The 15,459-nt window shown below is 54.4% G+C and carries 17 protein-coding genes; 8 read left to right on the plus strand and 9 right to left on the minus strand.

Annotated elements, in window-relative coordinates; all coding sequences use genetic code 11:
- Positions 1–14: 14 nt before the first annotated feature.
- Positions 15–683: a methionine ABC transporter permease gene (locus FU672_RS09770; RefSeq protein ID WP_008500617.1), complete on the minus strand. Its 669-nt coding sequence runs from the start codon at positions 681–683 to the stop codon at positions 15–17.
- A complete protein-coding gene (locus FU672_RS09775) occupies positions 676–1,698 on the minus strand; it encodes a methionine ABC transporter ATP-binding protein (protein ID WP_148243106.1) in 1,023 nt (340 codons plus the stop codon). Before FU672_RS09775 ends, FU672_RS09770 begins: the two co-directional genes overlap by 8 nt.
- A gap of 400 nt (positions 1,699–2,098) precedes the next feature.
- On the opposite strand from FU672_RS09775, the gene FU672_RS09780 reads away from it, so the two are divergent.
- From FU672_RS09780 to lpp, 5 genes are all read left to right on the plus strand, one after another.
- A complete protein-coding gene (locus FU672_RS09780; protein WP_148243107.1) occupies positions 2,099–3,469 on the plus strand; it encodes a pyridoxal-phosphate dependent enzyme in 1,371 nt (456 codons plus the stop codon).
- 11 nt (positions 3,470–3,480) lie between these two features.
- Positions 3,481–4,626 carry a trans-sulfuration enzyme family protein gene (locus tag FU672_RS09785; RefSeq protein WP_148243278.1) on the plus strand — a complete coding sequence of 382 codons (1,146 nt, stop codon included), beginning with the start codon at positions 3,481–3,483 and terminating at the stop codon, positions 4,624–4,626.
- A gap of 175 nt (positions 4,627–4,801) precedes the next feature.
- Positions 4,802–4,996 carry a protein YnhH gene (ynhH, locus tag FU672_RS25560; RefSeq protein ID WP_418721936.1) on the plus strand — a complete coding sequence of 65 codons (195 nt, stop codon included), beginning with the start codon at positions 4,802–4,804 and terminating at the stop codon, positions 4,994–4,996.
- Between the two features lie 7 nt (positions 4,997–5,003).
- Entirely contained in the window at positions 5,004–6,425 is a 1,422-nt protein-coding gene (gene pykF / locus FU672_RS09790; RefSeq protein ID WP_023335415.1) for a pyruvate kinase PykF, read from the plus strand.
- 309 nt (positions 6,426–6,734) lie between these two features.
- Positions 6,735–6,971, plus strand: a complete 237-nt coding sequence (lpp, locus tag FU672_RS09795) for a murein lipoprotein Lpp (RefSeq protein ID WP_001082307.1) — start codon at positions 6,735–6,737, stop codon at positions 6,969–6,971.
- 60 nt (positions 6,972–7,031) lie between these two features.
- On the opposite strand, the gene ldtE is transcribed toward lpp, so the two are convergent.
- From ldtE to sufA, 7 genes are all read right to left on the minus strand, one after another.
- Positions 7,032–8,045, minus strand: a complete 1,014-nt coding sequence (ldtE, locus tag FU672_RS09800) for a L,D-transpeptidase LdtE (protein WP_148243108.1) — start codon at positions 8,043–8,045, stop codon at positions 7,032–7,034.
- 97 nt (positions 8,046–8,142) lie between these two features.
- On the minus strand, positions 8,143–8,559 hold the full coding sequence (gene sufE, locus FU672_RS09805; RefSeq protein WP_148243109.1) for a cysteine desulfuration protein SufE: 417 nt from the start codon (positions 8,557–8,559) through the stop codon (positions 8,143–8,145).
- Positions 8,560–8,573: 14 nt separating this feature from the next.
- A complete protein-coding gene (sufS, locus tag FU672_RS09810) occupies positions 8,574–9,794 on the minus strand; it encodes a cysteine desulfurase SufS (protein WP_148243110.1) in 1,221 nt (406 codons plus the stop codon).
- A complete protein-coding gene (gene sufD, locus FU672_RS09815; RefSeq protein WP_148243111.1) occupies positions 9,791–11,062 on the minus strand; it encodes a Fe-S cluster assembly protein SufD in 1,272 nt (423 codons plus the stop codon). The genes sufS and sufD overlap by 4 nt, the downstream gene beginning before the upstream one ends.
- A complete protein-coding gene (gene sufC / locus FU672_RS09820; RefSeq protein WP_148243112.1) occupies positions 11,037–11,783 on the minus strand; it encodes a Fe-S cluster assembly ATPase SufC in 747 nt (248 codons plus the stop codon). Before sufC ends, sufD begins: the two co-directional genes overlap by 26 nt.
- Before the next feature lie 9 nt (positions 11,784–11,792).
- A complete protein-coding gene (gene sufB / locus FU672_RS09825) occupies positions 11,793–13,283 on the minus strand; it encodes a Fe-S cluster assembly protein SufB (RefSeq protein ID WP_148243113.1) in 1,491 nt (496 codons plus the stop codon).
- 8 nt (positions 13,284–13,291) lie between these two features.
- Complete coding sequence (sufA, locus tag FU672_RS09830) at positions 13,292–13,660, minus strand: Fe-S cluster assembly scaffold SufA (protein WP_148243114.1); 369 nt, start codon at positions 13,658–13,660, stop codon at positions 13,292–13,294.
- 471 nt (positions 13,661–14,131) lie between these two features.
- Here sufA and FU672_RS09840 point away from each other — a divergent pair, with 471 nt between their 5' ends.
- From FU672_RS09840 to FU672_RS09850, 3 genes are read left to right on the plus strand one after another with little or no spacing between them, the layout of a single operon-like run.
- Positions 14,132–14,656, plus strand: a complete 525-nt coding sequence (locus FU672_RS09840) for a DUF2778 domain-containing protein (RefSeq protein ID WP_148243116.1) — start codon at positions 14,132–14,134, stop codon at positions 14,654–14,656.
- Positions 14,628–14,897 (plus strand): hypothetical protein, encoded by a 270-nt coding sequence (locus FU672_RS09845; RefSeq protein WP_262349009.1) that lies wholly within the window; start codon positions 14,628–14,630, stop codon positions 14,895–14,897. The genes FU672_RS09840 and FU672_RS09845 overlap by 29 nt, the downstream gene beginning before the upstream one ends.
- Before the next feature lies 1 nt (position 14,898).
- Positions 14,899–15,390 (plus strand): Hcp family type VI secretion system effector, encoded by a 492-nt coding sequence (locus FU672_RS09850; RefSeq protein ID WP_148243117.1) that lies wholly within the window; start codon positions 14,899–14,901, stop codon positions 15,388–15,390.
- Positions 15,391–15,459: the final 69 nt, after the last annotated feature.

Genomic DNA, 15,459 nt, shown 5'->3' on the forward strand with positions numbered 1-15,459 from the left:
TGTGTTATTAGAGATTATCTTTTGTCTAACAGTGAAGTAATGACATCGCCGCAGAACTGGATAATGAAAACGATGATTAAAATGGTCACCGTTGCCACCAGCGTGACGTCACCATGGTTGCGCTGGAATCCTTCCAGATAAGCCAGATTTCCCAAACCACCGGCACCAATCACCCCCGCCATTGCGCTGTAGCTCACCAGCGCAATCAGCGTCACCGTAATACCTGAAACCAGTGCAGGTGATGATTCCGGCAGTAAAACCCGAAACACTAACGTGCTCAGTCGTGCGCCCATCGAGCGCGTTGCTTCTATGACGCCTTTATCCACTTCACGCAGGGCGATCTCCACCAGGCGTGCGTAGAACGGTGCGGCGCCCACAATCAGCGCCGGCAGCGCCGCGTTCGCGCCAAGAATGGTGCCTACGACGGTCTTGGTGAACGGGATCAGCAGGACAATCAGAATGATGAACGGAATCGAGCGGAACACGTTCACCACAATCGAAATGACGCTGTAGACCGTGCGGTTGTGGAACAGCCCGCCGCGCGCGGTTAAAAACAGCGCCAGCCCCAGCACGATACCCAGCACAAACGTCGCCACGCCGGACAGTGCGGTCATATACAGCGTCTCCAGCGTCGCCGCCCAGAGCTGATCCCACTTGAGATGCGGAAAGAGGTTCTCAGCCATGTTTAATTACCTCGCCTTCAATATCGCTGTGCTGCAGGTCGGCGAGGATATTGTTCAGTTGTTCATCGGAAGCCACGACGTGAACCCAAAGCTGCCCGAAAACACCGTGGGCGGTTTGCGTCATTTTCCCGTGCAGGATGTTAAACGGCAGGCCGTAGCGCAGGGTCAGTTCACCCACGATAGGCTTATGGGTGCTGTGCCCGGTAAAGGTCAGTCTGATGACCGTGCCTTCCAGATCGTTTGCCAGTTCGGTATTGAAGGTTTCCTCTTCGGCATACTGGCTCACCTGGCGGACAAACTGCTGCGTAATCGGCTGCTGCGGATGGGTAAAGACGCTCAGCACGTCGCCCTCTTCCACCACTTTACCGTTCTCCATCACCGCCACGCGGTCGCAGATTTTGCGCACCACATGCATCTCGTGCGTGATCAGCACGATGGTCAGTTTGAAACGACGGTTAATATCCAGCAGCAGATCGAGGATCTGATCGGTGGTCTGCGGGTCAAGCGCGGAGGTGGCTTCATCGCAGAGCAGCACGTCAGGGTTGTTAGCCAGCGCACGCGCAATACCCACGCGCTGCTTTTGTCCGCCGCTCAGCTGGGACGGGTAGGCATTCTCACGCCCCTTCAGGCCAACCAGCGCCACCAGCTCGGCAACGCGCGTCCTGATGTTGGCTTTTGGCACACCGGCGATTTGCATCGAGAAAGCGATATTCTCGCTCACCGTGCGCGACCACAGCAGGTTGAAGTGCTGGAACACCATGCTGATTTTCAGACGCGCCTGGCGCAGCGCTTCACCCTTTGCAGCAGAGATATCCTGACCGTTAATGGTAACGCTTCCGGCGCTGGGTTTTTCCAGGCCGTTCAGCAGACGAATCAGCGTGCTTTTCCCGGCCCCGCTGTAGCCAATAATTCCGTAAATCTGTCCCTGCTCTATCGTCAAATTAACGTTATCAACGGCAGTCAGCGCGACCTTTCCGTTGTCAAAAACCTTCGAAATATTCCTGAGTACGATCATTCTTATTCTTTATCCGTTTCGCGCATGGCTGTTTAGCAGTATGGATGTCCAAACGATAGTAAACAGGCGTTATCAGCTTTTAAATGAACAAAAAAGAATTTGTTATAACTTTCGGAGATAAACAGGGGATTTACCGGGTGGGGAGCATTTAGACCAATTTCAGCAATGATTATCTGCCGGATGCATATCTGCTGGTAGATGCCCGCGAAAAATGGTCATTTTTTCAGCGTTTCATGCCGATATAGCCATCCTCACATCCAGACAACTTTACGTCTTGCTGTCCTGACTTCCAGAAATGGCATTTATATTCTTTTCTGTTCTAAAGGGCAGTGAATGGTTCTTTATTGAGAAAATTTCACCGCCCTATCATCCCGTCATGACATCCAGAAAGGAAAACATCATGACGATTTATCACTCCGTCACTGAACTGATTGGTCGTACCCCGCTTATCCAGCTGCATAAGCTTGATACCGGTCCCTGCTCGCTGTTTCTGAAGCTGGAAAATCAGAATCCGGGCGGTTCTATTAAGGATCGCGTTGCGCTGTCGATGATTAATGAAGCGGAGCGTACCGGACAGCTGCAGCCGGGCGGCACGATTATTGAAGCAACGGCGGGGAATACCGGTCTCGGCCTGGCGCTGATCGCCGCCCAGAAAGGCTACTCGCTGATCCTGGTGGTGCCGGACAAAATGAGCCGCGAGAAGATTTTTCACCTGCGCGCGCTGGGTGCCCAGGTGGTGCTGACCCGCTCCGACGTTAACAAGGGCCACCCCGCCTATTACCAGGATTACGCCCAGCGCCTGGCCAATGAACTGCCCGGCGCGTTTTACATCGACCAGTTCAATAACGAAGCCAACCCGCTGGCGCACCGCACCACCACGGCACCGGAACTGTATGAGCAGCTGGACGGCAGGATCGACGCCATCGTGGTGGGCGTCGGCTCAGGCGGTACGCTGGGCGGCCTGCAGGCGTGGTTCGCCGAGCACTCTCCGCACACGGAGTTTGTCCTGGCCGATCCGGCCGGGTCGGTGCTTGCCGACCAGGTGGAAACTGGACGCTACCACGACGCGGGCTCCTGGCTGGTTGAGGGTATTGGCGAAGACTTTATTCCGCCGCTGGCTCACATTGAAGGGGTGAATCGCGCCTGGCGCATCACCGACCGCGAAGCCTTCACCACCGCACGCGATCTGCTGAAAACGGAAGGCATTCTGGCGGGCTCCTCCAGCGGCACGCTGTTGGCGGCCGCGCTGAAATATTGCCAGGCGCAGACCACGCCGAAACGCGTGGTGACCTTCGCCTGCGACAGCGGCAACAAGTACCTCTCGAAGATGTTTAACGACGACTGGATGCGTCAGCAAGGGCTCATCACGCGCCCTCAGGTCGGCGACCTCTCCGACTACATCGCCCTGCGTCATGATGAAGGTGCCACCGTCACCGCCGCCCCGGACGACACGCTTTCCACCGTACTGGCACGCATGCGCCTGTATGACATCTCCCAGTTGCCGGTGCTGGAGAACGGCAAGGTGGTGGGCATTATCGACGAGTGGGACCTCCTGCGGCATATCGGCGGCGACGGCGATCGCTTCGCGCTTCCGGTGACGGCAGCCATGACGCGTCAGGTGGAGTTCCTCGATAAACACGCCCCGGAAAGCGCCCTGAACGCCATCTTCGACCGCGGTCTGGTGGCCGTGATTAATGACAACGACCGTTTTCTCGGTCTGATTACGCGCAGCGACGTTCTGACCGCCTGGCGCAACCGTCTTAAGCAATAAAGGAACAGATGATGAAAAACCTGGCTACCCTGAGCGTACACAGCGGCGAGTTCAACGACCAGCACGGCGCCGTCATGCCGCCGATTTACGCCACCTCGACGTTTGCACAACCGTCACCCGGCGAGCATACCGGCTATGAGTATTCCCGCAGCGGTAACCCCACCCGTCACGCGCTGGAAACCGCCATCGCCGAACTGGAAGGCGGCACGCGCGGCTACGCCTTCGCCTCCGGTCTGGCGGCCATCTCCACGGTGCTCGAACTGCTGGATAAAGACAGCCATATTGTTGCCATTGATGACGTTTACGGTGGGACGTACCGCCTGATTGAAAACGTGCGCAAGCGCAGCACCGGCCTGCAGGTCAGTTGGGTTAAACCGGACGACTTAGCCGGGCTTGAGGCCGCCATCCGCCCGGATACTCGTATGGTATGGGTCGAAACGCCAACTAACCCGCTGCTGAAGCTGGCGGATCTGGCGGCCATTGCGGCGATCGCTCGTCGTCATAACGTCATCAGCGTGGCGGATAACACCTTCGCGTCGCCGGTGATCCTCCGTCCGCTGGCGTCGGGTTTCGATATCGTGGTGCACTCCGCCACCAAATACCTGAACGGCCATTCTGACGTGGTGGCCGGGCTGGCGATTGTCGGGGACAACAAGGAACTGGCGGATAAGCTGGGCTATCTGCAAAACGCCGTGGGCGGCGTACTGGATCCGTTCAGCAGCTTCCTGACGCTGCGCGGTATACGCACGCTTGCGCTGAGGGTAGAAAAGCACAGCACCAACGCGCTGGCGATTGCGCAATGGCTCGATCAGCATCCTCTGGTCGAAAAGGTGTTCTATCCCGGCCTGGAATCGCATCCACAGTATCAGCTTGCCCGCACGCAGATGGCGCTTCCCGGTGGGATGATCTCTGTCGTAGTAAAAGGTGATGCGCAACGCGCCACCGAGGTGATTCGCAACCTGAAGTTGTTCACCCTCGCGGAGAGCCTGGGCGGCGTGGAAAGTCTGGTGAGCCAGCCCTACAGCATGACGCATGCCTCGATTCCGCTGGAGCAACGCCTGGCAAACGGCATTGTGCCGCAGCTGATCCGTCTGTCAGTCGGGATTGAAGATCCGAAAGACCTGATTGCCGACCTCAGCCAGGCGCTGCAAAAATAAGCAAAATGCGGCAGGTCAATCACCTGCCGCCATAAGTTGTCATCATGGCTTAACGCCTTGATAACAATATTATGTGAAACTGCATTGATTATTTCTGAAACAGCGTTTCCATTTTCCTTTTATCTTAAAATCAGCGTATAATGCGCGCCTAATCCCTGGTGAATGGTTTCAGCGCTTGGAATACAAAAAACAACGTACAACTTCTCCTCTCCTTCGTTGGGCTGTCACTCAGGCACACTTTCTTCTGCACGCTCATTTGATGTCTCCTATCCTTAGTGCGTGTCATATACTCTTTTGCAACACAGGTTTGACTCCGCGGCGGTGCGCCCCCGGAGCGAGATTTCCATATCCTTCCCAACTTAAAGACTAAGACTGTCATGAAAAAGACGAAAATTGTTTGTACTATCGGCCCGAAAACCGAATCTGAAGAGATGCTGACCAAAATGCTGGACGCCGGCATGAACGTGATGCGTCTGAACTTTTCCCACGGTGACTACGCAGAACACGGTCAGCGTATCCAGAACTTGCGCAACGTGATGAGCAAGACCGGTAAAAAAGCCGCCATCCTGCTGGATACCAAAGGTCCAGAAATCCGTACCATCAAACTGGAAGGCGGTAACGACGTCTCTCTGAAAGCGGGCCAGACCTTCACCTTCACCACCGACAAATCCGTTGTCGGCAACAGCGAAATCGTTGCAGTGACCTACGAAGGCTTCACCAGCGATCTGTCCGTCGGTAACACCGTGCTGGTAGACGATGGTCTGATCGGTATGGAAGTCACCGCGATTGAAGGTAACAAGGTTATCTGTAAAGTGCTGAACAACGGCGATCTGGGCGAAAACAAAGGCGTTAACCTGCCGGGCGTTTCCATCGCGCTGCCAGCCCTGGCTGAAAAAGACAAGCAAGACCTGATCTTCGGTTGCGAGCAAGGCGTTGACTTCGTTGCCGCTTCCTTCATCCGTAAACGTTCCGACGTGGTTGAAATTCGTGAGCACCTGAAAGCGCACGGCGGCGAGAAGATCCAGATCATCTCCAAAATTGAAAACCAGGAAGGCCTGAACAACTTCGACGAAATCCTCGAAGCGTCTGACGGCATCATGGTTGCACGTGGCGACCTGGGCGTAGAAATCCCGGTTGAAGAAGTGATCTTCGCGCAGAAGATGATGATCGAGAAATGTGTTCGCGCGCGTAAAGTGGTTATCACCGCAACGCAGATGCTGGACTCCATGATCAAAAACCCACGCCCAACCCGCGCAGAAGCAGGCGACGTGGCAAACGCCATCCTCGACGGTACTGATGCCGTTATGCTGTCCGGCGAATCCGCAAAAGGTAAATATCCGCTGGAAGCGGTGTCCATCATGGCCACCATCTGCGAACGTACCGACCGCGTAATGAAAAGCCGTCTGGACTACAACAACGACAGCCGCAAGCTGCGCATCACCGAAGCGGTATGCCGCGGTGCAGTAGAAACAGCTGAGAAACTGGAAGCACCACTGATCGTGGTTGCCACTCAGGGCGGTAAATCTGCTCGCGCGGTGCGTAAATACTTCCCGGATGCGACTATCCTGGCGCTGACCACCAACGAAACCACGGCCCGTCAGCTGGTGCTGAGCAAAGGCGTGATCCCTCACCTGGTGAAAGAGATCGCTTCTACGGATGATTTCTACCGTCTGGGTAAAGAAGTGGCGCTGGAGCTGGTTGATCGTGGTCTGGCACAGAAAGGTGACGTTGTGGTCATGGTTTCTGGCGCGCTGGTACCAAGCGGAACCACCAATACCGCATCTGTTCACGTGCTGTAATAATTCCCGAACGAATTAATTTTGATAAAAAGCGCCCTCCGGGCGCTTTTTTTATTCCTCGCATTAGCCAAAGTCATTCAAATTGCAAATCGGGTTTCTCTATTTAATTGCGAATTATCTAAGATGAATCCGATGATAAATGCCTTTTTTTACATAGATTTTTGCCCAAAAAGGGCTGATTCGATGCTTCTTTGAGCGAACGATCAAAAATAGGTGTATTCCCATCAAAAAAATATTCTCAACCCAAAAAACTTTGTGTAATACTTGTAACGCTACATGGAGATTAACTCAATCTAGAGGGTATTAATAATGAATCGTACTAAACTGGTACTGGGCGCGGTAATCCTGGGTTCTACTCTGCTGGCTGGTTGCTCCAGCAACGCTAAAATCGATCAGCTGTCTTCTGACGTTCAGACTCTGAACGCTAAAGTTGACCAGCTGAGCAACGACGTGAACGCAATGCGTTCCGACGTTCAGGCTGCTAAAGACGACGCAGCTCGCGCTAACCAGCGTCTGGACAACCAGGCTACTAAATACCGTAAGTAATAGTACCTGTTAATAAAATGGCGCACATTGTGCGCCATTTTTTTTGCCTGCATCAAACGGCTACTGCGTGACCTTCTCCCCTTCATCTTCCGCTACCGCTGCGGACACCCGACTGTTCTGCACCGACAACACGCTATTGCTGGCCGACGGGCCGCTTCCTGACGACACGATAACCGGTATCCCGGCACGGCGTGACAGGGCACGATCAATCAGCGCCTTATCGCTTCCCGCCTGAGAAACAAAGGTCGCAAAATCTGCGGAATGGGTAATGGGCGAGACCTGCGGGTTTTCGCCCTCAGCCTGCGCCAGCGGACGGTGGACTTCAATATAGCGTTTACCATCCGGCTCTACGGAGAACTTCACGGGTTCATTGATAATCTGTACCCGCGTGCCAACCCGCACCTGTTCGAACAGGGCTTTAATATCCGGGGCATTCATCCGCATACAGCCGGAGCTGACCCGCAGGCCAACGCTGTCCGGCGCGCTGGTGCCGTGAATGAGATATTCCCCATTACCCACGCCCAGACGCAGTGCGAAGCGTCCCAGAGGATTATTTGGCCCGGCAGGTACTACCGGCGGTAATTTAATTCCCTGCTCCAGAGAGCGTGCTCTGATGCCCGGCGTGGGTGTCCAGGTGGGATTAGGGATTTTCTGGCTCACGCGCGTGGTCGTGACCGGTGTTTCCAGCCCCAACTGTCCGATGCCGAGCGGGAAGACCTGAACGATGTTTTCTCCCGGCGGGAAGTAGTAGAGCCGTAGCTCAGCGAGGTTCACCACGATGCCCTCGCGCGGCGTGTCTGGCAGCAGCATTTGCGACGGGATGGTGATGACGGTTCCCGGCGCAGGGTTGACCGGCGCAATGGTATTGTTTGTTTCCAGGATCACCTGCGCCGCAGTATTAAACCGGCGGGCGATAGTCTGCAGCTTATTATCCCCTTCCTGTATCGTGTAGGTTTGATTTTGCCCAATCAGACGACTGCCTGCGGGCGGCAACGGATAGTCCATCGCGCGGGCCGAATTAAGTGCGCCGAGCGAACTGAGGAGTAATAGAGTTATTAGAGACGCGCGCTTCATGCTGAGATTCCTTATTCACTGACAGAACGCCAGAAAGCTGAAAAACCAGCGAGGCGGGAACCACCTCGCGAAACAGAATGAATGCTGTTCTGTAAGTCTAGCTAAGGAATGCCGCTTTGGCGCGAATGGCGCGAATCATCGCTTCCAGTCCCTGGGAACGAGACGGGGTGAGGTGTTGGGTCAGGGCCATTTTTTCAAACCACGGGCGGACATCGAACGCGACAATATCCTGCGCCGACATCCGGTGATAAAGAATAAAGACGACCGCAATAAGCCCTTTTACAATTGCCGCATCGCTGTCGCCGTGCAATTCGATAGTGCCGTCATCCGACTGCGTCATCACAATCCACACCTGGCTCTGACAGCCCTGAATACTATTCTCGGGAGTATACGCCTCTTCGCTGAGCGGCGGTAAGCGCTGACCCAGTTCAATGATATAGAGATACTTCTCTTCCCAGTTTGCGCAACGCGAGAAGTTACGCAGTAATTTATCTTTATCCGGCAGTTCCGCCATCTTTTGCCTCTCCGTTAGCCCAGTAGCTGATGGATGCGCTTAAGCCCCGCCACCAGCCTGTCGACCTCTTCCGTTGTGTTGTACATCACCAGCGACGCGCGGCACATTGCCGGTACCTGATAAAACGCCATCAGCGGCATGGCGCAGTGGTGCCCGGTACGGACAGCCACGCCGTAGTTATCGAGGAAACTGCCCACGTCATAGGCGTGATGTTTCCCGAGATTAAACGCAATCACCCCTTGCCGGTCGGCAGGCCCGTAGAGGGTCAGATCCGGCACGCTGGCAAGCTCCGCAAGCGCATAGTGCATCAGCAGCTGTTCGTACTCCTGAATGCTATCAAGGCCGATTGCGGAGACATAAGAAACCGCCGCGCCCAGCCCGATAATGCCGCCGGTGTTGGGCGTACCCGCCTCAAAACGCCACGGCGCGCGGGCATAGGTGGTACCTTCCGTCAGGCTAACGGTGGCGATCATCGACCCGCCCCCTTCCCACGGCGGCATCGCCTGCAGAATTGCCTCTTTCACGTACAGCACACCAATCCCGGTCGGGCCATAGAGTTTATGGCCTGAAAAGACGTAGAAATCACAGTCCAGCGCCTGGACGTCAACCGCGTGGTGCATCACCGCCTGAGCGCCGTCAATCAGCACCTTCGCGCCCGCAAGATGGGCCTTTTCGACAATCTCTGCCACCGGGTTTTCCGTCCCCAGCACGTTGGAGACCTGGGTGACCGCCACCAGCCGCGTGCGGTCATCCAGCAATGCGTCAAGCTGCTCGAGCTGCAGCGTCCCGTCGGCGTTCAGCGGGATCACCCGCAGCTGCGCGCCAATGCGCTCGCAGAGCATCTGCCACGGCACGATATTGGCGTGGTGCTCCATCTGGGTGATGATGATGTTATCCCCCGCGTGGACCTCCGCGTTGCCCCAGCTGTTCGCGACAAGGTTGATCCCTTCGGTGGTTCCACGTACGAAGACCAGCTCTTCAGGTGAACGTGCATTGAGGAAGGCGGCCAGCTGCGTACGCACGTTTTCCATACGCTGCGTCGCCTCGGCGCTCAGGGTATGAATACCGCGATGCACGGCAGCGTAGCCGTGGCGATAAAACTCGGCCTCCGCATCCACCACCTGATTCGGCTTCTGGGCGCTGGCCGCGCTGTCCAGATAGGCCAGAGGAAGACCGTTTACTTCGCGGGTCAGAACCGGGAAATCTGCCCGTACTTTCTCGACGGGAAAACTCATGCTTCGCCTCCAGGCAGACGCTGACCGATACGCGCCAGCACCTGCTGTTTTAACTGACCATCGTGCAGCGCTTCCGTCAGTTCGGCGGCAAACGCATAGATAATCATTTTCTGTGCCGCCTGCTTGTCGATGCCGCGGGAACGCAGGTAGAACATCTGCTCGTCGTCGATGCGCCCGACCGTCGCACCGTGGCTGCATTTCACGTCGTCGGCGTAGATCTCCAGCTGCGGTTTGGTGTCCACTTCCGCCAGGCGCCCTAACAGCAGATTATTGTTGGTCATCTGCCCGTCGGTTTTAATGGCGTGCTGCGCCACGTTAATCAGTCCGTTAAACACCGCGCGTCCTCTATCGCTGACGATAGTTTTATGTAGCTGACGGCTGTTGCAGTAGCCCTTGTTGTGCTCCAGCCAGGTGCGCGTGTCGCACACTTCTGATTTAACCGGCATCGCCAGGCTATTGATGCGCAGCGTGGTATTTTCACCGTTAAGCTGCGTGCTGGTGTTGTGGCGCAGCACCGACCCGCCGAGCAGGAAGCTATGGCTGTACGCCGCGGCATCCTGACCGAGCACAATGTCGTTATGGGCAAAGTGGTGGCTCTGCGCATTCTCAAACGCCAGCTTGATGTGGTGTAGCTGCGCATTCGCGGCAACATTCATTGTCAGACGCGACCCGGTAAAGTGTCGGGTATCGTTGAGGCTGACGTAATGTTCGATTACCGTGGCCTCCGCCCCCTCCGCCAGCTCAAGATGGTGCCGATAGTGCGCGGTATTGATTTCATCGCCGTCCAGCCCCTGGGTGATGTGCATCAGCAGCAGCGGTTTTGCAGGACGCTGATTACGCTTCACGCGGATGTGCGTCACGCCGCGGGCCAGGCTCTCGGTCAGGTGCAGGAAAACCTCAGGCTGAACCGGGGCGCTCAGAGGCTGGCGATCGTCGTTTATCTCAATCTCAAATCCGCTCGCCTGGAGAGCGTCGCTCAGATCCGAACGGAACTCGCCATCGACAAACACCAGGCGCACGGCATCCACGTGTACTGCCAGCGCATCACGCTGCGCAGAAGTGAGATCCGCCAGACGGGTCACAAACTCGCCGTTCAGCAGGCCATCAAGCGGGGTGTACTTCCAGTTCTCATGCTTACGCGTCGGCAGGCCGAGACGCAGCATCTGCTGCAGATGCTGCTGCGCCTGCTCAGAGCGCGTGCCGCCCTGGGTTTCAAACAGCCTGTGCCACTGCTGGAGCGCATTACTGCTGTTCGGTAAGCCAGCCATAACCCTGCTCCTCCAGTTGTTTAACCAGCGTGAAATCACCGGATTTCACAATACGCCCCTGGTAAAGCACGTGGACGTAATCCGGCTTGATGTAGTCCAGAATGCGCTGGTAGTGGGTGACGATAATGAACGAACGCTTGCCGTTGCGCAGGGAGTTCACCCCGTCAGCGACAATCTTCAGGGCGTCGATATCCAGTCCGGAGTCGGTCTCATCCAGAATGCACAGCTCGGGCTCCAGAACTGCCATCTGCAGAATGTCGTTACGCTTTTTCTCGCCGCCGGAGAAGCCAACGTTCACCGAACGGGTCAACAGATCTTCCGGCATTTTCAGCAGCTTGATCTTCTCTTCCATCAGGTCCTGGAAGTCGAATCGGTCCAGCGCCTCCAGGCCGCGATACTTGCGCACCGCATTCAGCGCCGTCTGCAGGAAGAACTGGTTGCTGACGCCCGGAATTTCGACCGGGTACTGGAAGGCCATAAAGATACCCTCCCCCGCGCGGTCTTCCGGTGACATCTCCAGCAGATCTTTGCCGTTAAACTCGACCGAGCCTTGGGTTACCTCATAATCTTCGCGTCCCGCCAGCGTCGCAGAAAGCGTACTCTTCCCGGAACCGTTCGGCCCCATGATGGCGTGGACTTCACCCGGCTTGACGTCAATATTGAGGCCACGCAGGATGGCTTTGTCTTCTACGCTAACCTGTAAATCTTTAATACGTAACATGTGCTTTCCTTAACCGACGCTGTGTTCAAGACTAATGGCGAGGAGTTTCTGGGCTTCAACGGCAAATTCCAGCGGCAGTTCAGAGAACACATCCTTACAGAAGCCGTTAACGATCATCGAGATGGCGTCTTCTTCGCTGATCCCGCGCTGCAGGCAGTAGAAGAGCTGATCTTCCCCAATCCGTGACGTCGTCGCCTCGTGCTCAAGCTGGGCCGTGTTGTTACGGCACTCAACGTACGGGAAGGTATGCGCCCCGCAGTCTGCGCCAATCAGCATCGAGTCACACTGGGTAAAGTTTCGCGCATTGGTGGCCGTCGGCATGATTTTCACCAGCCCGCGATAGCTGTTCTGGCTGTGCCCGGCGGAGATCCCTTTCGAGATGATGGTGGATTTGGTGTTTTTACCAATGTGGATCATCTTAGTGCCGGTATCGGCCTGTTGATGGCCGCTGGTCAGCGCCACCGAGTAAAACTCGCCGATGGAGTTATCCCCACGCAGAATGCAGCTCGGGTATTTCCAGGTGATGGCAGAGCCGGTTTCAGACTGGGTCCACGACATCTTGCTGTTTTCGCCTTCACACAGCGCGCGCTTGGTGACGAAGTTCAGGATACCGCCGGTATTGCCGTCACCCGGGAACCAGTTTTGCACCGTGGAGTATTTCACCTCGGCATCTTTGTGGATGATGACCTCCACTACAGCCGCATGCAGCTGGTAGCTGTCGCGAACCGGGGCGGAGCACCCTTCGATGTAGCTGACGTAGCTGCCTTCATCCGCGACCAGAATCGTGCGTTCGAACTGGCCGGTTTTTTCGGCATTGATACGGAAATAGGTGGAGAGCTCCATCGGACAGCGCACGCCTTTCGGCACATAAATAAAGGTGCCGTCAGAGGCTACCGCCGCGTTGAGCGCCGCAAAGAAGTTGTCGTTAGAGGGCACCACGGTCCCAATGTACTTTTTCACCAGTTCCGGATGCTCGTGAATCGCTTCACCGAAGGAGCAGAAAATGATCCCCTGCTCTGCCAGCTTCTCGCGGTAGGTGGTCGCCACCGAGACGGAGTCAAAAATGGCGTCCACCGCCACCTCTTTCCCCTCACGCACGGGCACGCCCAGCTGATTAAAGGCTTCTTCCACCTCTTTGCTGAGGAAGCTATTCTCCGCGCCGGTTTGCTGCACCGCACCGGGCTGCGAGACGCAGGTGTCGTCACAGCTGCCGCAGGACGGCGCAGAGTAGTAGCTGTAGTCCTGATAGTTCAGCTTGTCATAATGCGCTTTCAGCCAGTGCGGCTCTTCCATCTCCAGCCAGGCGCGGAAGGCGCTCAGGCGAAACGCCAGCATCCACTCAGGCTCGTTACGTTTCGCCGAGATCGCCCGCACGACATCTTCGTTAATGCCTTTCGCCAGCTCATCGGTCTGCAGTTGGGTGAAGAACCCCTCTTTATAGTTGAGGTGCCCACCGCTCCAGGTATTTACTTCACTCGTTGCTTCAGTATTACGAGACATAGTACCGCCTATACCCCAAAGCTTTCGCCGCAGCCGCATTCGTTCTGGGCTTTTGGGTTATGAAATTTGAATAACTGGTTTAAGCCTTCGCGGACGTAGTCCACTTCGGTGCCATCAATAAACGGCATGGCCTGCAGCGCGACGTACAGTTTCGCGCCGTCAGTCTCGAACACCAGGTCATCTTTCTCGGGTTCGGTGACGGTATCGAGCACGTAGCCGAAACCTGCGCAACCGGTCTGTTTGACACCCAACCGCACGCCGAGGAGCTCGGGCTTTTTCGCCACCAGCTCGTGAATATGTGCCGCCGCCGCTGGCGTGAGCGTTAAACCGCGCCAGGCAAAATCGGCAGGATTAAAGGTTTCTGAATGCAGTTCCATAGGTCCACCTCATCTGATAAGCCATCAGGGCATAACACCATGTTAGTGATAACGATTATCACTTCAACCCTCTGTCAGCAGGGGCATTCGGCTAAACCGCCCTTTTTGCCTACTTTTATTAAGCATAGACCCTATGGCAGGATGCAGTCAGGATGGATGTATTTGTTCAATGCATTGATTATTAATGCATTTCATCGCGGTATTTATGACGGAGAAGAGAAAAGTAAAATATGCATCGGAAATGCCTATTTTTGAGATAGCTTCTTTAACTGTAGTAAACACAGTTAAGCAGAAGCGATTTGGCGCACAGAAAGAAGGCAAGCCTCTCCAGGTGCGCAACGGGATAGCATTTCTCAGCAGTAAAAAACCGGGTAATTAGAGTCTTTTTCTGAAAATCATACACTCACTCTGGATCACATTATTAATCGCTGTAGCATTAACCACACACATTTCAAGGAAATTAGGTGTCATATGGCGTTACAGGGAAAGATGATTCTGAACGGCGCAGATTACGCGCCTTTCGATCTGTATGGGGTGGGCGTGTTCATGGCGCACTCCGGGTTGGGGACCAACAGAAACAATGCCAGTTGCGGACATGTCGCAAATATTGGCCCTATTCCCCCAGGGAAATACTGGATTGTAGATCGCAGGGAGGGTAACTGGTTTTCGCAAAAAAAAGAGGAGATTCACGATGAAGCTAACAGATTTATTGGCCGAAATGCTTTTGGTAAATCTGACTGGTTTGCTTTGTGGCGTGATGACTGGGGTATTGATGATTACACATGGATAGAAAGCGTAAAACGAGGAAATTTCCGACTACATCCCGGCACGGTTTCAAAAGGATGCATAACTATCGCCAACATATCTGATTTTGCGATGATTCATAACGCGCTAATGAGTACATCGCTTATTCAGGTTCCATGCATGCGGTCACTAATGGCGCGAGGGTGGGTGGAGGTAGTAGCTGGTGGCTACATTAAAAAACCTTGCTCATAGGGTAAGTAAAATTATTTATTTTCTCATTTTATTACTCACTGTTGGTCATATGCTACCAAGCGCTGAGTTATATATTAACTATGATTTAGCCAGAACAACAGCAATGATTATCACCGGAAATGAGAATGCAGAATCAATGTATGATGCCTATTCATTTATTGACTGGATTACAATGCTAATCATCATCATCCCTTTTTATATTTTAACAATGAATTTAATCAAAAAAATAAGGATAAAATAAAATGCCTATACCTCCATATATGTGGCTTAAAGACGATGGTGGTGCAGATATCAAAGGATCTGTTGACGTACAAGATCGTGAAGGAAGTATTGAAATTATCGGTTTGAGCCACGGTATAAATTTGCCCGTTGACAGCGCAAACGGCAAAATCACCGGCACCCGCCAGCACTCATCCATGATGATTGAAATAGAAGTTGATAGCTCTACGCCATATCTTTACAAGGCTGCAGCAACCGGGCAGACGCTGAAAAGCGCAGAAATAAGATTTTATCACATCAATGATGCAGGCCAGGAGGTTTGCTACTACACCGTTCTTATGGAGAATGTGAAATTAACTGGCGTCCACTGCAGCGTTCCGAATGTTAAGCTGGCGGGGAACGATAAAATGAATCACATTGAAAGTGTCAGCATTCAATATGAAAAAATTACCTGGAGAATTCTTGACGGTAATATTCAATTTTCAGATGCATGGAATGAGCGCCATACAAGCTGAGTAATAATAAGGGGGCACCGCCCCCTTTTCCACAATTTGCCGACAGCAAAGTCCCAGGAAAAAGATAGA

Origin of the sequence: Enterobacter asburiae (genome assembly GCF_008080435.1) — a bacterium.
In the GTDB taxonomy this organism is placed as follows: Bacteria; Pseudomonadota; Gammaproteobacteria; order Enterobacterales; family Enterobacteriaceae; genus Enterobacter; species Enterobacter asburiae_C.